We start from the raw sequence: 20,008 nt of genomic DNA, 5'->3' as shown, positions 1-20,008 counted from the left end.
TGTGTCCTCCCCGAGTCGATGGACGGTCCCGCCGGCACGGGCCCCGGGGGACACCGGGCGCCCGGCCGACGCGTCCGGCGCCGCACAGGGTGCGACGCCGGACGTGGTGGTGCTTGAAGGTGTCCGGAGCCCCCTCCGGACGGGCTCAGACGTTGACGCCGAAGTCCTGCGCGATGCCGCGCAGACCCGAGGCGTACCCCTGGCCGATGGCACGGAACTTCCACTCCGCGCCGTTGCGGTACAGCTCGCCGAAGACCATGGCGGTCTCCGTCGAGGCGTCCTCGCTCAGGTCGTAGCGCGCGAGCTCGCTGTTGTCCGCCTGGTTCACCACACGGATGTACGCGTTGCGCACCTGGCCGAAGCTCTGCTGGCGGGTCTCCGCCTCGTAGATCGAGACCGGGAAGACGATCTTGTCCACGTCGGCCGGTACGGCGGCCAGGTTGACCTTGATGACCTCGTCGTCGCCCTCGCCCTCACCAGTGAGGTTGTCACCGGTGTGCTCGACCGAGCCGTCGGGGCTCTTGAGGTTGTTGAAGAAGACGAAATTTCCGTCGCTCCCGACCTTGCCCCCGGCGTTGGTCAGCAGCGCGCTGGCGTCGAGGTCGAAGTCACCGCCGGTGGTCGTCCGGGCATCCCAGCCCAGACCGACGATGACCGCGGTCAGGTTCGGCGCGGCCTTGGTCAGCGAGACGTTGCCGCCCTTGCTGAGGCTGACTCCCACGAGTCCTCCAAAAGTCTTGAGAGGGCCGGCAGACACCAGCGCCCCCGTCGTGCGTGGCATCGGATCAACGAGTGGATCCTAGTGACCGGTTCCCGCCCGAAACAGGCTTTCGGCCGGGAACCGCGACAGATCCCCGTCCGCGGGGCGGCGGGGACCGCGCGGATCAGAGCGAGTCGAGCGCCTTGACGTAGTCGTTCAGGTCACGCGCGTCCGGCAGACCGTTGACGACGGTCCAGCGGACCACGCCCTCCTTGTCGATGATGAAGGTGCCGCGCACCGCGCAGCCCTTGTCCTCGTCGAAGACGCCGTAAGCCCGCGAGGTCTCGCCGTGCGGCCAGAAGTCCGAGAGCAGCGGGTACTCGAGGCCCTCCTGCTCGGCGAAGACGCGCAGGGTGTGGATGGAGTCGTTGGAGACGGCGAGCAGCTGCGTCTCGTCGTTCTCGAACTTCGGCAGCTCGTCACGGAGCGCGCAGAGCTCTCCCGTGCAGACACCGGTGAAGGCGAAGGGGTAGAAGAGCAGGACCACGTTCTTCTCGCCGCGGAAGTCGGAGAGCTTCACGGTCCGCCCGTGGTTGTCCTTCAGCTCGAAATCCGGAGCCTTCGTGCCAGCCTCGATCGCCATGTAAACGCATCCCTTCGCGAACGTCGTACTTCCCCGGGCTGGGCCGTCCGGGTGACTCCCACCCTACGCAGCGGCGGTGCGTCCGGAGGGGGAGGCCCGCCCGGCGCGTACGAGGGCCCCTGACGGCGTGGTCGCCGTCAGGGGCCCTCGATCGTGTCCGGAAGAGCTCAGCGCTTGGTCTTGGCACCCTTGGGGGTGACCAGACGGCTGCCCGTCCAGTCCTTGCCCGCGTTGATGCTCTTGGTCTGGGCAAGACCAGCTGTCTGGGCAGCCTCGTTGATGTCGCTCGGCTCGACGTAGCCGTCGCGGCCGGTCTTGGGCGTCATCAGCCAGACCGCCCCGCCGTCCTCGATCAGACCAATGGCATCCACCAGCGCGTCCGTAAGGTCGCCGTCCTCGTCGCGGAACCAGAGCAGGACGACGTCAGCGACGTCGTCGTAGTCCTCGTCGACGAGATCCTGGCCGATTGTGGCCTCAATGCCCTCACGGAGCTCCTGCTCGACGTCGTCGTCGTAGCCGATCTCCTGGACCACCTGTCCGGGTTCGAACCCAAGCCTCGCGGCCGTGTTGGTCCGTTCCTCCGCGTGGTCCGCGGTCGCGCTCACGGGTTGCCTCCTGATCATGTTTCGGAAAATGCTGCAGCCACGCGCGTGCGCGGGGCGTTGGCCGTAGTCCACACGGGCTCGGCGAATCGCGCAAGTACCCGGCGTCCGAGACCGCCTAAACGGTGACGTTCCCTGCCACGTCGCCGCAACTTCCGGCAGTCTCCTGCGGGGCCCGGAACGGTGTCCTGGCCCTTTACGTCCTTCCTCAGCTTATGCCGTTTCCCTCCGCCATTCGGATTCGAACGGGCTTTGGGAACGTTTGACCGAGTTGAGCACAGGGTTGCGATTTCAGCGGAACCGGCCTCGCACCGGTGGTACTGGTGCCCGGACACGGCGTCCGGGAACCTTGTGTTACCCCACAGTAGAGGTGACGTTTAGGTCCCCGAGGTACACGATGGAGGCGGCGTGGAGCAGCCACCCCGGGGGTAGGTTCCCCGCAGCCAGGCCCCGAAGAGCACCACCGAACAGCGAAGGAACAGTGTGGCTTCCGGATCCGATCGCAACCCGATCATCATTGGCGGCCTTCCGAGCCAGGTCCCGGACTTCGATCCTGAAGAGACCCAGGAATGGCTCGACTCCCTCGACGCCGCCGTCGACGAGCGAGGCCGTGAGCGGGCCCGCTACCTGATGCTGCGGCTGATCGAGCGCGCGCGCGAGAAGCGCGTGGCCGTGCCCGAGATGCGCAGCACCGACTACATCAACACGATCGCCACGAAGGACGAGCCGTTCTTCCCCGGCGACGAGGAGATCGAGCGCAAGGTCCTCAACGCGACCCGGTGGAACGCCGCGGTGATGGTCTCCCGTGCACAGCGTCCCGGGATCGGCGTCGGCGGGCACATCGCCACGTTCGCCTCCTCGGCGTCGCTGTACGACGTGGGCTTCAACCACTTCTTCCGCGGCAAGGACGACGGCCGGGGCGGCGACCAGATCTTCTTCCAGGGACACGCGTCGCCGGGCATCTACGCCCGCGCCTTCCTGCTCGACCGGCTGAGCGAGGCGCAGCTCGACGGCTTCCGCCAGGAGCAGTCGAAGGCCGGGCACGCGCTGTCCAGCTACCCTCACCCGCGGTCGATGCCGGACTTCTGGGAGTTCCCGACCGTCTCGATGGGCCTCGGCCCGCTCGGGGCGATCTACCAGGCCCGGATGAACCGCTACATGGAGGCGCGCGGCATCGCCGACACCTCCGACTCGCACGTGTGGGCCTACCTCGGCGACGGCGAGATGGACGAGCCGGAGTCCCTCGGCCAGCTGTCCATCGCCGCGCGCGAGGGCCTGGACAACCTCACCTTCGTGGTGAACTGCAACCTGCAGCGCCTCGACGGCCCGGTCCGCGGCAACGGGAAGATCATCCAGGAGCTGGAGTCCCAGTTCCGGGGAGCCGGCTGGAACGTCATCAAACTCGTCTGGGACCGCACCTGGGACCCGCTGCTCGCCCAGGACCGCACCGGCATCCTGGTCAACAAGCTGAACACCACGCCGGACGGCCAGTTCCAGACGTACGCGACCGAGACCGGGGCGTACATCCGCGACCACTTCTTCGGTGACGACCCGCGGCTGCGCGAGATGGTCAAGGACATGTCCGACGACCAGATCCTGCACCTGGGCCGCGGCGGCCACGACCACCGCAAGGTGTACGCGGCCTACGCGGCGGCCAAGGCGCACAAGGGCCAGCCGACGGTGATCCTGGCGCAGACGGTCAAGGGGTGGACGCTCGGCCCGAACTTCGAGGGCCGCAACGCGACCCACCAGATGAAGAAGCTCACGGCCGACGACCTCAAGCGCTTCCGCGACCGCCTGCACATCCCGATCGCGGACAAGCAGCTGGAGGACGGCAACCCGCCGTACTACCACCCGGGCCGCGACTCGGAAGAGATCCAGTACATGCACGACCGCCGCAAGGGCCTGGGCGGTTACGTCCCGACCCGTGTGGTGCGCGCGAAGCCGCTGCCCCTTCCCGACGAGAAGGCGTACGCGACCGCGAAGAAGGGCTCGGGCCAGCAGTCGATCGCCACGACCATGGCGTTCGTGCGTGTCCTCAAGGACCTCATGCGGGACAAGGAGATCGGCAAGCGTTTCGTGCTGATCGCACCCGACGAGTACCGCACCTTCGGCATGGACGCCTTCTTCCCGAGTGCGAAGATCTACAACCCGCTCGGTCAGCAGTACGAATCCGTCGACCGTGAGCTGCTCCTCGCGTACAAGGAGTCGCCGACGGGGCAGATGCTGCACGACGGCATCTCCGAGGCGGGCTGCACCGCGTCGCTGATCGCCGCGGGTTCCGCGTACGCCACGCACGGCGAGCCGCTGATCCCGGTGTACGTCTTCTACTCGATGTTCGGGTTCCAGCGCACCGGCGACCAGTTCTGGCAGATGGCCGACCAGCTGTCCCGCGGCTTCGTACTGGGTGCCACGGCCGGTCGTACGACCCTGACCGGTGAGGGTCTGCAGCACGCGGACGGCCACTCGCAGCTGCTCGCGTCGACGAACCCCGCCTGCGTCTCCTACGACCCGGCGTTCGGGTACGAGATCGCGCACATCGTCCAGGACGGTCTGCGGCGTATGTACGGAGAGGAGAGCGAGGACGTCTTCTACTACCTCACCGTCTACAACGAGCCGATCCAGCACCCGGCCGAGCCCGCCGACGTCGATGTCGAGGGCATCCTCAAGGGCGTGCACCGCTACCGTGCCGGCGAGAAGGGCCAGATCCCGGCCCAGATCCTGGCCTCCGGTGTGGCGGTCCCGTGGGCGGTCGAGGCGCAGCGGATCCTCGCCGACGAGTGGAACGTCAAGGCGGACGTCTGGTCGGCGACTTCCTGGAACGAGCTGCGCCGTGAGGCCGTCGAGGTGGAGCGCCACAACCTGCTCCACCCGGAGGAGGAGCAGCGCGTCCCGTACGTGACGCGGAAGCTCTCCGGCTCCGAGGGCCCGTTCGTGGCTGTCTCGGACTGGATGCGGTCGGTGCCCGACCAGATCGCCCGCTGGGTGCCCGGAGCGTACCAGTCGCTGGGTGCGGACGGCTTCGGGTTCGCCGACACCCGCGGCGCCGCTCGCCGTTACTTCCACATCGACGCGCAGTCCATCGTGCTCGCGGTGCTGACGGAGCTGGCGAAGGAGGGCAGGATCGACCGTTCGGCGCTGAAGACGGCGCTGGACCGGTACGAGCTGCTCGACGTGGCCGCGGCGGGCCCCGGCCCGGCCGGCGGTGACGCGTAGGGACACCTGCTCGAGGGCGGGAGGGGCGGCGGGCCTTCGGGTCCGCCGCCCCTCCTTTTCCCGTGCGGGGCGTCCACGCCTCGCACGGGAAACGGTTCGCGGCTCAGTTCTCCCAGATCTTGAAGGCCCGGACCGTGTACGGCGACCGGGGCACCCAGGTGCCACCGCCCGGGTAGGTCTCGAACTCGCCGGTCTCGGCGCACTCGGCCGACTGGTAGGTGGTGACGGGCCGCCCGGTGCGGTTCACCAGGGCCTGTGCGGAGCTGCCGCCCGGCAGCGGGACGCAGCTCTCGATGCCGACGGTGGACAGTTCGTGGCTCTGCGCCTTGCCCTTGAAGTCGGGCTTGGCCCAGAGGCAGAGCTGTCCGGCACCGCAGGGCGCGAGGCCGGCGGGCGCCGCCTTCGGGGCGGTGCGGGAGTGCTCCTGCCCGGCGGGCCCGGGATGTGCCGAGGGCGCGGCACCGGACTGGAGCGCGGTGGCCGGGACGAGTGCGGTGGCCGCCAGGGTGGCGGCGAGAACGGTCGTGCGCATGGTGGATCAACCCCCGTGGTCGAGCGGGCCGGGTGGCCCGCATGAGCGCACTCTGACCCGCACGGGCGCCGCTCGGGAAGGGCCGGGCCGACGGACCACCCTGATAGGCGACAGCCCCGCCGGAGTCGTACCGGCGGGGCTGTCGGATGCGCTGTGTTGACGTCCCCCGGCGTCCCCCGACGTCGCCGGAAGTCGTTCCGGCCGGGGGGCGGGGCAGGGGTCAGATGTGGCCGGCGCCCATGCCGGCCTCGGCGTTCGTGCCGCGCTTGGTGAGCGTGGCGACGAGGGCGGCGACCACGGCGACGATCCCGGCGACCATGAACGCGGAGCTCATGCCCGACACGAACGTGTCATGTGCGACGTCCGTGATCTTCGCCGCGATCTCCGGCGGGGTGCCGGGGGCGACGGGCGGCATGCCGACCTCGATGGCGGCGGACGCCTGGTCCAGCTGCGTCTGGCCGACCGGCGGGAGCTCCGCGGCCTTCCAGTTGTCGCCGAGGTTCGCGTCGACCTGGGAGGCCATGACGGCGCCCAGGACTGCCGTACCGAGGCTGCCTCCGACCTGCATGGCGGCCTGCTGGAGTCCGCCGGCGACCCCGGAGAGCTCCAGCGGGGCGTTGCCGACGATGACCTCGGTCGCGCCGACCATGACCGGCGCGAGGCCGAATCCGAGAAGCGCGAACCAGAGCGACATGGTCAGCGTGCCAGTGCCGATCGTCAGCTGCGACATGCCGAACATGGCGATCGCCACGGACACCATGCCGCCGACCAGCGGGACACGCGGTCCGAACCTGGTGATCGCCGCTCCGGCCAGCGGCGAGCCGACGATCATCATCCCGGTCAGCGGGAGCAGGTGCAGTCCGCTGTCGACCGGGCTCATGCCGTGGACGTTCTGGAGGTAGAAGGTGACGAAGAACAGACCGCCCATGAAGGCGAACGCCATGAGCACCATGAGGACCACACCGGCCGAGAGCGGCACGGAGCGGAACATGGCCAGCGGGATGAGCGGCTCGCGGACGTTCTTCTGGGAGAGCGCGAACACGACGAACAGGACGACCGCCGCTCCGAGGAAGCCGAGCGTCTTCGCGTCGCCCCAGCCCCACTCCGAGCCCTTGATCAGCGACCAGATCAGACAGAACATCGCCTGCGACAGCAGCACGATGCCGCCGATGTCGAAGGACCTCGGCGCGTTCTCGGCGCGGTGGTCCCTGAGGATCACGAGGCCGAACAGGAGGGCGATCACGCCGACCGGCACGTTGATGAAGAAGACGGACTGCCAGCTGACGTGCTCCACGAGCACGCCGCCGAGGATCGGACCGCCCGCGGTGGAGGCGCCGATGACCATGCCCCAGATGCCGATCGCCATGTTCAGCTTCTCGGCGGGGAAGGTGGCGCGCAACAGGCCGAGCGCCGCCGGCATCAGCAGGGCGCCGAAGAGGCCCTGGAGCACCCGGAACAGGATCACGAGGGTGACGCTGTCGGAGAGCCCGATGGCCGCCGAGGCGGCGGCGAATCCGGCGATGCCTATCAGGAAGGTCTGCCGGTGACCGAAGCGGTCGCCGAGCTTGCCCGCGGTGATCAGGGAGACCGCGAGGGCGAGCATGTAGCCGTTGGTGATCCACTGGACGTCGGCGAGCGAGGCGCCGAGGTCCTGCTGGATGGCCGGGTTGGCGATCGCGACGATCGTGCCGTCGAGCGCCACCATCATCACGCCGATGGCGACGGCGAAGAGCGTCAGCCAGGGGTGGCCGCGCAGTCCTTTCGCCGGTGCGGGAACAAGGGTGTCTTCAGGCTCCCGCGGCGCCTTCTCGACAGTGGTCTGACTAGTCATGCGCCGGACATTATGGCAGTCACTGACAGTTGACAAACCAATTCACGAGACAGTAACTGTCCCGTAGCTCACAGGCAGGCCGGTGAGGCCGAAGCGGCGGAATGAGGTCCGGTTCGTGACACGCGGGCAGACGTGCGGGGCCTCCCGGTCCGGGGCTCCGGCCGGGCTGCGCGAACGCAAGAAACGGCGTACCCGCGAGGCATTGGAGCGGGCCGCCCTCCGCCTCTTCGTCACGCAGGGGTACGACCGGACGACGGTCGACGAGATCGTCGACGCGGCCGACGTCTCGCAGCGCACCTTCTTCCGGTACTTCGCCGGCAAGGAGGAGGTCGCCTTCGCCACCCAGGACGCCGTCGACGCGCTCTTCCTCGCGGAACTGCGCCGGCGTCCGGCCGGGGAGTCGCCGTTCGACGCGATGCGCGGGGCGACCCTGGCCGTCTGGGCCGCGGTCGACGGGACGGACGGTGGTGACATCACGGCCGAACTCCGTACCTGCGCCCACCGGATGATCGAGTCGACACCCGCCCTGCACGCGGCCCATGTGCGGCGCACCCTCGGCCTGGAGCAGCAGGCCGCCCGTCTGATCGCGGAGCGTGAGGGCCTCGACCCTGAGACGGACCCGCGTCCACGGGTGGCCGTCGCCGCGTTCTCCGGGGTGATGCGTCTGGTCACCGGGCTCTGGGGGCGGCGGGAGGGCGCCGGGGCGGGGGAGCTCCGTGAGTTGACCGAGCTGCATCTGGACCAGCTCCGACCTGCGCTCTCCGGTTGCTGGCGCTCGGCGTAGGCACGTCCTTACGCGGATCGCACAGGTGTGCCGCATCCCTCTTCGCGGCGGCATGGCGGATCTCACAACACCTCCGTCGCGAGGCCTGGTTCACGGTTCCGGCGCCCTCCTGGCGCGCCTGAGGGTGGAGCCGGTGCGCACGGAGCGTGAGAGACGGGCCGTCAATTCCCCGCGTCCGGGTGATCCGTGTCACCCCTGCACCGAGGCCCCGTGAGCGTCTCCTAGGGTGGGGCGCAGTGACTTCCTTCGACTCCTCCCCCACGCTCACCGTATGGCGCGCGCTGCTCGCCGTCGCGGTGGTGTTCGTGATGCTGGCGACCACCGGGTGGACCGCCGTGCGTCAACAGCACTCCTCCTCGCCGCGCGAGGCCGCCCTCACCGCCTGGGCCAAGGACCGGATAGGCGGCCACTCCCTTCCGGACGTGGGCGCCCCGGCCTACCGGCTCGCGCACTTCTTCGCGACGCTCACGGCGGGGCAGCAGGTGGCTCTGGCCGACAAGTACCCGCTGGTGGTGGGGAATCTGAACGGCGCCCCGGTCACGCTGCGCTACCGGGCCAACCGGCACGCGCTGGCCCAGGCGAAGACGGTGGAGGAGCAGCGGACCCTGGACACACGGCTGTCCCCGGACGGCCGGCGTGAGGCCGCGTCGCGGCTGCACCGCTTCGGCTCGCTGCTGAAGGGTGACCGGCAGATCCTCTCCTTCGACCCGTCGGGCCGCGGCCGGGCGGCGGAGGTCTTCGGTGACCTCGACCGGGCGGACCGGGTCTCGGTCGTCGTGCCGGGGGTCGACACGAACCTGCTGACGCTGGAACGCAGCGGGGTGAAGGAGAACGCCGCGCCCGTCGGGATGGCGCGGTCGCTCTACGGAGCCGAGCGCTCGGCGCGGCCCGGTTCGCGTACGGCGGTCATCGCGTGGGCCGATTACACCGCGCCCGCCGGTATCGGCATGGACGCGGTGCTGGGCGGGCTCGCCGAGCAGGGCGCGGTACGGCTGAACCACCTGCTGGAAGCCCTGCCGGGCAGGTCCGACGTCTCGCTCTTCTGCCACAGCTACGGCTCCGTGCTGTGCGGTGTGGCCGCCCGTGGCCTGCCGGACAGGGTGTCGGACATCGCGGTCGCCGGGAGTCCGGGGATGCGGGCCGACAACGCGGACGCCCTGCACACCCGTGCCCGGGTCTGGGCCATGAGGGACAGCGACGACTGGATCGCGGACGTGCCGAACATGGCGGTCGGCGGCCTCGGCCACGGCGCGGACCCGGTCGATCCCGCGTTCGGCGCGCGGATCGTCTCCGCGAACGGCGCGGTGGGACACAGTGGCTATTTCGAGCCGGGCACGGAGAGTCTCAGCAACTTCGCCGCGATCGGCGTGGGCGCGTACGACTCGGTCAGCTGCGCACGTGCCGACGGCTCGTGCCACCGGGAGATTTCCGGCGGAGAAGAGGTCTGACGCGCGTAGAGAGCGGCGAAACGGCCTGTCCGTCCTGGTCGATTCCGCCTGTACCGAAGGGGGACGTGCGGGCCTGTGCCACATACGATGAGGCACATGGGTGATGTGCTGGCCGGAATTCATGCCACCTGGGAGTTCGACACCGACTCCGTGCTCATCCGCTTCGAACGGGGCATTCGCACACCGAGGCTCTTCCAGAGTCTCCGTGAGCGCCGCATTCCGTACGCGGCGCTGTCGTCGGTGACGCTGACCCCTGGCAAGCGGGGCACCGTGGTGCTGCACGCGGTGCCGAGACCCGGTGCCGATCCACTGCTGGAAGCGGCTGCGGGGCAGCTCAAGGAGGGGTGCGACCCCTATCGGCTGGTGCTGCCGGCCGAGAGCGAGACGCTCGCCGAGTACTACGCCGACGAACTGCGCGCCACGCTCAACGACGAGGCGGGCCTGCCCGCCGAGCGCTTCCTCGTGGCCGCTCCCCAGGCGCCGATGAACTTCAAGGCGTACGACGGCCGGGCGGGCTTCGACGGCACCCAGGTCTCCTTCCGCTGGTTCTGGACGGGGGCGTCGAGCGCCAAGTGGAAGGCGGGTGACCAGGCCTTTCCCGTCGCGGATCTGGGCGGAGTCGAGTGGCGGTCACCCGAGGCCTTCGAGGGGTACCTCCGGCTGGTACCGCGCGGTGTCGGACCGGACGCCGAGGAGGGCCCGGCCCCGGTGGCCGCGGGCCGCGCACAGCCCGACCAGGACCCGGCGTCCGTAGTGTTCGGGCTGGGCTACGGCCCGGTGCACGAGTCCCTGCCGTTCGCGGCCGCGGTCCTGGAGTCGGTGCGGCGTACCCAGTCGGTTCCCGTCGCGACCGCGCCGGTCCCCGTGGGCGCGCGGCGTGATCCCGCGGACATCGCCGAGCGGATACGCCACCTCGGCGATCTGCACCAGGCCGGCCTGGTGACGGATGCCGAGTACAGCGCGAAGAAGGCGGAGCTGCTCGCCGAGCTGTAGGGCGGTCCCGTACCCGGGTAGGGGCCAGGGCGCGGCGTCCCGTCCTCCGGTATGACGCCTCACCGGGTGTCGCGCGCCTACGCTGGCCCGACCATGCAGACCTCTCCTCCCGGGGCCCCGCACACCGGCGGTTCTCCCGGCGCCGCGCGCCGCGGCCCCGGCGGGTTCGCCCGCGGGCTGCTCCGAGCGCCCCAGCCCCTGACCTCGCTCTTCGCCGGTTCGCCGAGACGCTGGCTGCGCCTGCTGCCCTATCCCGTGGTGCTCGCCCTCACGTCCGTGTTCGTCCCCGTCACCATCCAGGTGCTGGCCAACGACTACGGGGTTCCCGGGGGGATCGCCGGAGCACTGGCGGTCGGGCAGGCCGCGCCGATGCTGATGCTGGCCCACCGGCCGCTGCACGCCTGGTGGATCGTGTTCGCCGCGGACGTCGCGGGAGCCCTCGTCCTGCTGGGGCTGCCCGAGCGGGAGGGCACCATCTGGCCGTGGACCCCGCCGGTCGTCGTCGGCTACCTCTTCGTGCTGCTCGCCCTCGCGCTGCGGGAGAACCGCCGGGTGCTGACCGGCGTGTGGCTGGCGACGGGCGCGGCCGGGCTGGTCCTGCACCTCGTCGCTCCCGGGCGCAGCGACGGCGGCGCGCTCCTGCTGTGGGTCCTGTCCGCCGTGGTCCTGGTGATCGGCGGCGCTGTCCGGGAGCGGAGCGAGGCCCAGCGGCGCCTGGTGGAGCAGGAGACGATCAGCGAGGCCGAGCGGGCGCGGCGGACGCTGCTGGAGGAGCGCACCCGGATCGCCCGGGAGCTCCACGACGTGGTCGCGCACCACATGTCGGTGATCACCGTGCAGGCCGATTCGGCTCCGTACCGGATCGGCGGTCTGTCCGACGAGGCGAGGGCGGAGTTCTCGTCCATCGCGGGCAGTGCCCGGGAGTCGCTCTCCGAGATGCGCCGTCTGCTGTCTGTGCTGCGCAGCGACGGCGGCCAGGGTGAGCTCGCCCCGCAGCCCGGGCTCGGCCGGTTGCAGCAGCTGGTCGAGGCGACTGTGCGGGCCGGGCTCCCGGCGGAGCTGTCGCTGGCGACGGAGGTACGGGACGCGGTGGAGCGGGGCGACGTACCGCAGGCGGTGGATCTGTCCGCGTACCGCATCGTGCAGGAGGCCCTGGCCAACGCAGTCCGGCACGCGCCGGGGGCGCGGACCCGGGTGTCGGTCACCGCGTCGGACGGTCATCTCACGGTTCTGGTCGTCAACGGCCCTCCCCCGAAAGCGGCTTCACCGCTGGAGGTGACGGGGACGGGACACGGGCTGGTCGGTATGCGGGAGCGCGTACGGTTGACCGGCGGCACCCTCGACACCGGACCGTTGCCGGACGGAGGCTTCCGGGTGGCCGCGCGGCTCCCGCTGCCGCCCGCTCGGCGGCCGTCGGCACCCCTGACCCCGGAGGACCAGTGACCATCCGCGTGCTCATCGTCGACGACCAGGCCATGGTGCGGGCCGGGTTCGCCGCCCTGCTGGCCGCGCAGAGCGACATCGACGTGGTGGGTGAGGCGCCCGACGGACGCCAGGGGATCGCCGTCAGCCGGACGGCTCGTCCCGATGTGGTCCTGATGGATGTCCGGATGCCGGAGATGGACGGACTGGCGGCGGCCCGCGAGCTGTTGAGCCCGCCGGTGGGGGTGTCCCACCGGCCCAAGGTCCTGATGCTCACCACCTTCGACGTCGACGACTACGTGTACGAGGCGCTGCGCGCCGGGGCCTCCGGGTTCCTGCTGAAGGACGCCCCGCCCGCGGACCTGATCTCGGCGGTGCGGGTCGTGGCGGCCGGGGACGCGCTGCTCGCACCGTCGGTGACGCGGCGGCTGATCGCCGACTTCGCCCGGCAGCGGCCGGTGGCACCGGCCGGCGGTGCGGCGCTGCGCCTGAAGGGGCTGACACCGCGTGAGACCGAGGTCCTGGAACTGATCGCCCGAGGGCTGTCGAACCAGGAGATCGCGGCAGAGCTGGTGGTGGCGGAGCAGACGGTGAAGACGCACATCGGCAAGGTGCTGGCCAAGCTCGGCCTCCGGGACCGGGCACAGGCGGTGATCTTCGCCTACGAGTCGGGGCTGGTGGCTCCGGGCGGCGTCTGACGGCCGCACCGGGGCGGGGTGGGGCTTCCCTCCGTACTGCGCCCACCAGGGCGGTATGGGGCTTCCGCCGTACCGCCGCACCGGGGCGGGGTGGGGGTTTCCCCCGTACCGCGCCTACCGCCTCCCCCTCGTTCCTCCCCTACCCCGGTACGACCGTGAGGTTGGCTCCACGGTGTGACGCCCGGTCACCCACCGCGCTCGTAGCTTCCTCCCGAGCACACCGACCGGTGTGCGCACGCCGTGCGGGGAGGACACACCATGGGCCGGTTCACGAGGACTCTGACGGCCGTCGCGCTGGCCGCGACGGTGGTCGCGGGTACGGCGGGGTGGGCCTCGGGCAGCACCCAACGAGCGGTGACGGGGCCGCCGCCCGGCACCGCCGCATGGCGCGCCGACACCGCGCTGGGCAGGACACTCCCCGACCCACGCGATGCCACCCCGGCACAGGTCAGCCGTTTCTTCGGAGAGTTGACCGAGCCGGAGCGCCAGGAGCTCGTGGAACGCCACCCGTTGGTGGTCGGCAACCTCGACGGAGCTCCGCTGGAGCTGCGCTACCGGGCCAACTCCCTTTCTCTGCAAGCCTCTCACGACCCCCGGTACGCCTCGCTCGCCGAACGGGGACGGCAGATCCTGGCGTTCGACCCGAGAGGGCGCGGACAGGTCGCCGAGGTGTTCGGAGATCTGCGCACCGCGCGCCATGTGTCCGTCGTCGTACCGGGGTCGGACATCGACGCCGGGACCTTCGACCGGCGCAGTGACGTGTTCGGCACCCCGGCCGGCATGGCGAGGTCGCTGTACGGCGAGACGGGTGCGGGCAGCGCGGTGATCGCCTGGGCCGGTTACACCACTCCGGTCGGTCTCGGGCTGGACGCGGCGACCGGAGGCCTGGCGGAGGCCGGGGCGGTCCGGCTGACGCGCCTGACCGCCGGGCTCGCCGCCGACGGGCTGCCCGCACCGGTCGTGTTCTGCCACAGCTACGGCTCGGTGGTCTGCGGTATCGCGGCCCGGGGGCTCGGCGCCACGGACCTGGTGGTGCTCGGCTCCCCCGGGATGCGGGCCGACGACGTCGCCGGTCTGCACACGAGGGCGCGGGTCTGGGCGGCGAAGGACGACACCGACTGGATCGACGACGTCCCGCATGTCCGGGTTGCGGGGCTGGGGCACGGTCCCGACCCGGCGGACGAGGGGTTCGGCGCGCGCCGGGTGCCTGCCGAGGACGCCGAGGGCCACACCGGGTACTTCGCCCCGGGCACCGACTCGCTCCGGGCGTTCGCGGCCATCGCCGAGGGGGTCACCCGATGAGCGTGCGGCGGCTGGTCTCCCGGATCGAGGCGGACACCCCGGCCCACCGCGACCGCGCGGTCGACGGGCTGCGGGCCCTCGCCCTGCTGGCCGTGCCCACCGGGCACTGGCTCCTCGGCGGATTCACCCTGGACGAGGAGGGCGCCCTCCACAACGCGAGCCCGCTCTCCGCGTTCGCCGTGTTCTCACCGGTGAGCTGGGTGCTCCAGATGCTGGGGGTGTTCTTCCTGGTCGGAGGCTACGCGTCCGTCCTCTCCTACCGCCGCAGGCCCTCCACCACGAGGGCCTGGCTGCGCGGACGGATGGTGCGCCTGGGCAGGCCGGTGCTCGGGGTGACCGCCGTGTGGGCGCTGATGATCCCGGTGCTGTACGCCGCCGGGGTCCCCGAGGCCACCCTGCGTACGGGGGCGAAGCTGGTGATCCAGCCACTGTGGTTCGTCGGCGTCTACGCGGTGGTCACCGCTCTCACTCCCTGGTGCGTGCGCGTCGCCGGACGGCTCGGCGGCTGGGCGGCCGCCCCGCTGCTCGGCTCGGTCGCCCTGGTCGACGTCCTGCGCTACGGCCCGTACGCGGACGCCGTGCCGTCCTGGCTGAGCGTGCTGAACATCCTGCCCGGGTGGCTCTTCGCGTATCAGCTCGGCGTCTCCTGGGGGCTGGGACGTCTCTCCCGGCGCGGGGCGGGGCTCCTGCTCGTGGGCGGCACGGCCCTGTTCGCCGTACTCCTGCTGGTCTTCCACTACCCGGCGTCCATGGTCGGCGTACCGGGCGAGGCGCGGACCAACTCGCACCCGCCGTCGCTCCTGGTCCTCGCCCTGGCCTCGGCACAGAGCGGGGCGGCGGTCCTGCTGCACGGCCGGATCGGCCGGGCCCTGCGCCGGCCCGCGCTGTGGGCACCCGTCGTGGTGATCAACCTGTCGGCGATGACCATCCTCTGCTGGCACCAGACGGCGATGCTCACCGCGGCAGTCCCGGCGTCGTTCGCGGGTGCGGTGCCCGGACTGACGACGGACCCGGACTCCGTCGGCTGGATCCTGGCCCGGATCGCCTGGATGCCCCTGTTCGCCGCGCTGTTGGTCCTGATCGCGCGTCACGCCCGCCGTTTCGAGGCCCCCTGGGAGGCGGGCGGCCGTACCGGGAACGCCCGCCGGGCAGCGGCGGGGCTGCTCGCGGCGGGCTTCGCGGTCTTCGCACTGCGGCTGGCGTGAGGTGTGGGCGCTACTCGCGGGCGGTCGCCGTGTTGCTCATGTCCGGGTAGCGGTCGCCCGCCACCTGCGCCGCGATCGGCTCCAGCTGCCCAAGCTCCTGCTCGGAGAGCGTGAGCCGGGTCGCGCCGACGTTCTCCAGCAGCCGGCTCCGCTTACGGGTGCCGGGGATCGGCACCACGGTCAGGCCGTGCACCTCGGCACGCTGCTGCACCCAGGCGAGGGCGACCTGCGCGGCCGTCGCCCCGTGGGCCGCCGCGATCTTGTGCACGGGCTCCAGCAGCGCCGCGTTGGTCTTCGCGTTCTCCCCGGTGAAGCGCGGCTGGTGCTTGCGGAAGTCGTCCGCCCCCAGGTCCTTGCCCGCGTCGGTGAACGCGCCGGTGAGGAATCCGCGGCCCAGCGGGGAGTACGGCACCAGGGTCACCCCGAGCTCCACGGCCGCGGGCACGGCGCTGCGCTCCACGTCCCGGCTGAAGAGGGACCACTCGGACTGGAGGGCCGCGACGGGGTGCACGGCGTGCGCCTCACGGAGCTCGTCGCCGGTCACCTCGCTCAGGCCGAGCTGCTTCACCTTGCCCTGCTGCACGAGCTCCGCCATCGCGCCCACCGACTCGGCGAACGGCACGAGCGGGTCACGGCGGTGCATGTAGTACAGGTCGATGACATCGGTGTTCAGCCGGCGCAGGCTCGCCTCGACCGCCTCGCGGATGTACGCGGCGTCGTTGCGCACACCCCGGTAGTGCGGGTCGTCGGTCCGCTCTATCGCGAACTTCGTGGCCAGCGTGATCTCGTCGCGGTGCGCGCCGACGAACGGCGCGAGGAAGGTCTCGTTGGCGCCCCGCCCGTATATGTCCGCGGTGTCGAAGAGGGTGACGCCCGCTTCCAGTGCCGCCTCCAGGGTGTCCCGGGCGGCCGCCTCGTCCGTCTCCCCGTAGAACTCGCTCATCCCCATGCAGCCGAGCCCCTGCACACCGACCTGCGGGCCCCCGGTGCCGAGCTGTACTGCCGCGATCCTCGTGGTGTCGCTCATGTCGTCAGAACCTTTCCGACGCCGCGCGGGCGCCGTGGTAAAAGTCGATCTTGAAGTCCAGTACGGCGAGAGTGCCCTGGAGCTCCGCGATCCGCTCCTTCACATCGCGCCGGGTCGCCTCCAGCAGTTCCTGCCGCTCGGCGAAGGTGTGCTCGCCCTCGCGGACCAGTTCGGCGTACCGGACCATGTCGGCGACCGGCATCCCGGTCAGCCTCAGCTTCCCCACGAAGGCCAGCCAGTCCAGGTCGCGGTTGGTGAACCGGCGCTGCCCGGTGTGGGAGCGGTCGACGTGGGACAGCAGCCCGATCCGCTCGTACCAGCGCAGCGTGTGGGCGGTGAGCCCGGTGTAGGCGACGACCTCGCTGATGGTGTAGCGGTCCTGCCCCTCCGGGCGCGGATGCGCCTTCGGAGCCGATGCGCAGGCGTCCGTCCGTGCGGTAACGCTCTCCGTGCTCTCCATCACCGTCATGACTCCAACGCTAGAACCTTGGAGTGCGCTCCAAGCAAGCGAATACGGGAGGCGATCTCGGTTTTCGGCCGCCGGGCGGGCGCCCGTGCGCCCACAGCCCTCGGATCTGCTCGTGCGAGTGCCCCGTTAGGCTCGTACGCATGCAGAGCCTGGCGATGATCGAGAACTGGCCCGTCCCCACCGCGGCAGCCGCCGTCGTCACCTCGGACGGCACGCTCCTGGGGTCTCATGGCCCTACCGCGCACCGCTTCCCGCTGGCCTCGGTGACCAAGCCGCTGGCGGCCTACGCGGCGCTGGTGGCCTACGAGGAGGGCGCCGTCGAGCTCGACGAACCGGCGGGCCCCGAGGGTTCCACGGTCCGCCACCTGCTGGCGCACACCAGCGGTCTCGCCTTCGACGAGCACCGGGTCACGGCACCTCCCGGCAACCGCCGGCTGTACTCCAACGCCGGTTTCGAGGTCCTCGGCGACCACATCGCCAAGGCCACCGACATCCCCTTCGCGGAGTACGCCCGCCAGGCCGTCCTGGAGCCCCTGGGGATGACGTCGACGACCCTGGAGGGCTCACCGGCCAAGGACGGCGTCTCGACCGTCGACGACCTGGTGCGCTTCGCGGCCGAGGTCCAGGCCCCGCGTCTGCTCGACCCGCGCACGGTCCTGGAGGCGCAGAGCGTGGTCCACCCCGGCCTCAAGGGCGTGCTTCCCGGCTACGGGCATCAGAACCCCAACGACTGGGGGCTCGGCTTCGAGATCCGCGACTCCAAGTCCCCGCACTGGACCGGGGATTCCTCCTCGCCCGCGACCTTCGGCCACTTCGGCCAGTCCGGCACCTTCCTGTGGATCGATCCGGCGGCCGGCGCGGCCTGCGTCGCCCTCACCGACCGGAACTTCGGGCCCTGGGCGTCCGAGGCGTGGACCCCGTTCACCGACGCGGTGCTGGCGGAGCTCCGTTCCCGCTGAGCGCATTCGAACCACACCGTCTTCCCGCGCCCGTCACCGCGCGCCTCGACGCCCCAGCCGTCGGTGACGGCGTCCACCAGCAGCAGCCCCCGCCCGCCCTCGCCGAGGACGTCCCCGGCGCCCGGTTCGGGCAGGCGGGGACAGGCATCGGTCACCTCCACCCGTACCCGGTCCTCGGGCAGCCGGTAGATCAGGGTCTGGCAGCGACCGCCGGGCACGTGTCGTACGACGTTCGCGATCAGCTCCCCGAGAGCGAGCTCCGCCGCGTCGGCCAGCTCCTGCATCCCCCAGCCCTTCAGGTAGAGCCGCAGGATGCGGCGCAGGTGGCGGGCGGAGTGCTCCCCGACCGCCAGGTCGGCGCGGTAGACGGCCTCCGCGTCACCGGACCGGGTGTCGATGTCGTGATCCATGGCACCAGAGTGCAGCGACCCGGCTACGCTCGGCTACGACCTGAAACGAACGCCGCGAGGCGTTGGAGCCGGAGGTCCCGCCGTGGCCAACGTGCAGTCCCTCGATCCCAGCGCGTCCCCTCTGGACTACTACGGCTGGGAGCTGCGCCGCCAGCGCGAGGCCCACGGCCTGAGACAGGGGCAGTTGGGCGAGATCATCTTCTGCACGGGTTCGCTGATCGGCCAGATCGAGACCACGAAGAAGGTCCCCACCCGCGACTTCTCCGAACGCCTGGACGCTGCCCTCGGCACGGACGGCGTCTTCTCCCGCCTCGTCGGCCTGGTCCTGCGCAGCCAACTGCCCACCTGGTTCCAGCCGTACGCGGAGATGGAGGCGCGGGCCACGTACATCTCCACGTACCAGGCGCAGTTGGTGTACGGACTGCTGCAGACGGAGGAGTACGCGCGGGCCCTGCTCTCCGTCGATCATCCCGGCAGGACGGACGAGTTCGTCGCGGCCCGACTGGAGCGCCAGCGGATCCTGCACAGTGATCACCCGCCCGTGCTGTGGGTCGTCCTGAGCGAGGCGGCGTTGCTCCAGGAAGTGGGCGGGCGTGAAGTGATGCGGGGCCAACTGACGCGCTTGTTGGATTGCCGCGACAAGCCATGGGTACAGATCCAGGTGCTTCCGTTCTCCACCGGCCAACACGCCGGAATGATGGGTTCGTTCAACCTACTCAGGTTCGACGACGACCCCGACCTCTTCTACGTGGAGAGCTACGGCCAGGGGCATATGACCGCCAATCCGCAGGTGATCAAGGAACGTTCGGTCGGCTACGCTCGATTGCAAGCCACCGCCCTCTCCCCGGAGGCCTCGGCGGAACTGATCGCTCGCGTGATGGAGGAACGGTATGGATGCCAGCCCTGACCTGGTCGGCGCGGCGTGGCGTAAGTCGTCGTACAGCGGAACCAACGGCGGCGACTGCGTCGAGTGCACCGTCACCGGCGGCGCCACCTGGCGTAAGTCCTCCTACAGCGGCAGCACCGGCGGCGAATGCGTCGAGGTGGCCGACGGCTGCGCGGCATCCGTCCCGGTCCGGGACAGCAAGAACCCGTCCGGGCCCGTGGTCGTCGTGAGCGCCGGTGCCTGGCAGGCCTTCGTCGACGGGCTGCGCTGAGCCGCGACCCCACAGGACGCCTGTGGCCCGGCCCCGCCCTGCGCGCGGGCCGGGCACGGGGCCGATAGCGTGCAGAGGTGACCGTGACACCGCCGTCCCTCCTGTTCCTCGATGTCGACGGGCCGCTCCTCCCCTTCGGTGCGAGCCCGCAACAGCGCCCGGACGGCTATCCGGTCTACGAGGCGGCACACGCGTCGGGCGGCGCGGAGTCGAATCCGCTGGTCACCCGGATCGACCCGTCCTACGGCCCCCGGCTGCTGACTCTCCCGTGCGAGCTCGTGTGGGCGACCACCTGGATGTCCGATGCCAACGACTGCGTCTCCCCCTGGCTCGGCCTGCCCGAACTGCCCCTGGTCGACTGGCCCGACCCCGCTCCCGAGGAGCCGCCGGGGCTGCACTGGAAGACGCCCGGGCTGGTCGGATGGGCGGCCGGACGGCCCTTCGCCTGGGTCGACGACGAGATCACGGACACCGACCGCGCCTGGGTGGCGGCGCACCACCCGCCGGGCCTTGCCCTGCTGCACCACGTCGAGGCATGGCGGGGCCTCACGGACGCCGACTTCGACGCCCTGGACACCTGGCTCCGGCAGACGGCAGGCTGATCCGCACC

General features: G+C 71.0%; 19 protein-coding genes and 1 pseudogene. 12 read left to right on the top strand and 8 right to left on the bottom strand.

Going from position 1 to position 20,008, the window contains the following annotated elements:
• Positions 1-145 precede the first annotated feature (145 nt).
• From ACGFNN_RS03265 to ACGFNN_RS03255, 3 genes are all read right to left on the bottom strand, one after another.
• Positions 146-721, bottom strand: coding sequence for a TerD family protein (locus ACGFNN_RS03265; protein WP_362544151.1), 576 nt, complete (start codon positions 719-721; stop codon positions 146-148).
• A gap of 163 nt (positions 722-884) precedes the next feature.
• Entirely contained in the window at positions 885-1,343 is a 459-nt protein-coding gene (locus ACGFNN_RS03260) for a peroxiredoxin (RefSeq protein ID WP_362664941.1), read from the bottom strand.
• Positions 1,344-1,510: 167 nt separating this feature from the next.
• Positions 1,511-1,948, bottom strand: coding sequence for a DUF3052 domain-containing protein (locus tag ACGFNN_RS03255; RefSeq protein WP_362544157.1), 438 nt, complete (start codon positions 1,946-1,948; stop codon positions 1,511-1,513).
• 480 nt (positions 1,949-2,428) lie between these two features.
• On the opposite strand from ACGFNN_RS03255, the gene aceE reads away from it, so the two are divergent.
• The gene (gene aceE, locus ACGFNN_RS03250) at positions 2,429-5,161 is read left to right on the top strand and encodes a pyruvate dehydrogenase (acetyl-transferring), homodimeric type (protein WP_365094991.1); all 2,733 of its coding nucleotides are present in this window, start codon (positions 2,429-2,431) and stop codon (positions 5,159-5,161) included.
• Positions 5,162-5,264: 103 nt separating this feature from the next.
• Here the strand turns inward: aceE and ACGFNN_RS03245 are convergent, their stop codons facing one another.
• Together ACGFNN_RS03245 and ACGFNN_RS03240 are read right to left on the bottom strand one after the other, a co-directional pair.
• The gene (locus ACGFNN_RS03245) at positions 5,265-5,693 is read right to left on the bottom strand and encodes a peptidase inhibitor family I36 protein (protein WP_393552340.1); all 429 of its coding nucleotides are present in this window, start codon (positions 5,691-5,693) and stop codon (positions 5,265-5,267) included.
• A 220-nt stretch (positions 5,694-5,913) separates the two neighbouring features.
• The gene (locus ACGFNN_RS03240) at positions 5,914-7,401 is read right to left on the bottom strand and encodes an MFS transporter (RefSeq protein ID WP_393552905.1); all 1,488 of its coding nucleotides are present in this window, start codon (positions 7,399-7,401) and stop codon (positions 5,914-5,916) included.
• Between the two features lie 238 nt (positions 7,402-7,639).
• On the opposite strand from ACGFNN_RS03240, the gene ACGFNN_RS03235 reads away from it, so the two are divergent.
• From ACGFNN_RS03235 to ACGFNN_RS03205, 7 genes are all read left to right on the top strand, one after another.
• Positions 7,640-8,308 (top strand): TetR family transcriptional regulator, encoded by a 669-nt coding sequence (locus tag ACGFNN_RS03235; RefSeq protein WP_393552338.1) that lies wholly within the window; start codon positions 7,640-7,642, stop codon positions 8,306-8,308.
• A 236-nt stretch (positions 8,309-8,544) separates the two neighbouring features.
• Positions 8,545-9,756, top strand: a complete 1,212-nt coding sequence (locus tag ACGFNN_RS03230; protein ID WP_393552335.1) for an alpha/beta hydrolase — start codon at positions 8,545-8,547, stop codon at positions 9,754-9,756.
• A gap of 96 nt (positions 9,757-9,852) precedes the next feature.
• Positions 9,853-10,749, top strand: coding sequence for a DUF4429 domain-containing protein (locus ACGFNN_RS03225; RefSeq protein ID WP_393552332.1), 897 nt, complete (start codon positions 9,853-9,855; stop codon positions 10,747-10,749).
• Positions 10,750-10,842: 93 nt separating this feature from the next.
• Positions 10,843-12,192, top strand: coding sequence for a sensor histidine kinase (locus tag ACGFNN_RS03220; protein ID WP_393552329.1), 1,350 nt, complete (start codon positions 10,843-10,845; stop codon positions 12,190-12,192).
• Entirely contained in the window at positions 12,189-12,869 is a 681-nt protein-coding gene (locus ACGFNN_RS03215; RefSeq protein WP_393552326.1) for a response regulator, read from the top strand. Before ACGFNN_RS03220 ends, ACGFNN_RS03215 begins: the two co-directional genes overlap by 4 nt.
• Positions 12,870-13,127: 258 nt before the next feature.
• Positions 13,128-14,171: an alpha/beta hydrolase gene (locus ACGFNN_RS03210; protein WP_393552323.1), complete on the top strand. Its 1,044-nt coding sequence runs from the start codon at positions 13,128-13,130 to the stop codon at positions 14,169-14,171.
• Positions 14,168-15,376, top strand: coding sequence for an acyltransferase (locus ACGFNN_RS03205; RefSeq protein ID WP_393552320.1), 1,209 nt, complete (start codon positions 14,168-14,170; stop codon positions 15,374-15,376). The genes ACGFNN_RS03210 and ACGFNN_RS03205 overlap by 4 nt, the downstream gene beginning before the upstream one ends.
• Before the next feature lie 10 nt (positions 15,377-15,386).
• Here the strand turns inward: ACGFNN_RS03205 and ACGFNN_RS03200 are convergent, their stop codons facing one another.
• Together ACGFNN_RS03200 and ACGFNN_RS03195 are read right to left on the bottom strand one after the other, a co-directional pair.
• Entirely contained in the window at positions 15,387-16,403 is a 1,017-nt protein-coding gene (locus ACGFNN_RS03200) for an aldo/keto reductase (RefSeq protein WP_393552317.1), read from the bottom strand.
• Positions 16,404-16,407: 4 nt separating this feature from the next.
• On the bottom strand, positions 16,408-16,872 hold the full coding sequence (locus ACGFNN_RS03195) for a MerR family transcriptional regulator (RefSeq protein ID WP_393552314.1): 465 nt from the start codon (positions 16,870-16,872) through the stop codon (positions 16,408-16,410).
• A 140-nt stretch (positions 16,873-17,012) separates the two neighbouring features.
• Between ACGFNN_RS03195 and ACGFNN_RS03190 the strand changes: the two genes are divergently transcribed.
• Positions 17,013-17,831: a serine hydrolase domain-containing protein gene (locus ACGFNN_RS03190; RefSeq protein WP_393552311.1), complete on the top strand. Its 819-nt coding sequence runs from the start codon at positions 17,013-17,015 to the stop codon at positions 17,829-17,831.
• A 2-nt stretch (positions 17,832-17,833) separates the two neighbouring features.
• Here the strand turns inward: ACGFNN_RS03190 and ACGFNN_RS03185 are convergent.
• Positions 17,834-18,241: pseudogene (locus tag ACGFNN_RS03185) on the bottom strand (ATP-binding protein); the annotation flags it as partial.
• A gap of 82 nt (positions 18,242-18,323) precedes the next feature.
• On the opposite strand from ACGFNN_RS03185, the gene ACGFNN_RS03180 reads away from it, so the two are divergent.
• From ACGFNN_RS03180 to ACGFNN_RS03170, 3 genes are all read left to right on the top strand, one after another.
• Positions 18,324-19,148, top strand: a complete 825-nt coding sequence (locus ACGFNN_RS03180) for a helix-turn-helix domain-containing protein (RefSeq protein WP_393552308.1) — start codon at positions 18,324-18,326, stop codon at positions 19,146-19,148.
• Positions 19,132-19,398, top strand: a complete 267-nt coding sequence (locus ACGFNN_RS03175) for a DUF397 domain-containing protein (RefSeq protein ID WP_393552306.1) — start codon at positions 19,132-19,134, stop codon at positions 19,396-19,398. The genes ACGFNN_RS03180 and ACGFNN_RS03175 overlap by 17 nt, the downstream gene beginning before the upstream one ends.
• Before the next feature lie 77 nt (positions 19,399-19,475).
• Positions 19,476-20,000: a hypothetical protein gene (locus tag ACGFNN_RS03170; protein ID WP_393552303.1), complete on the top strand. Its 525-nt coding sequence runs from the start codon at positions 19,476-19,478 to the stop codon at positions 19,998-20,000.
• Positions 20,001-20,008: the final 8 nt, after the last annotated feature.

This window comes from Streptomyces sp. NPDC048590, assembly GCF_043199535.1.
GTDB lineage: Bacteria > Actinomycetota > Actinomycetes > Streptomycetales > Streptomycetaceae > Streptomyces.
The sequence above is the reverse complement of the archived record's forward strand: the minus strand, read 5'-3'. Positions and strand labels throughout refer to the sequence as shown.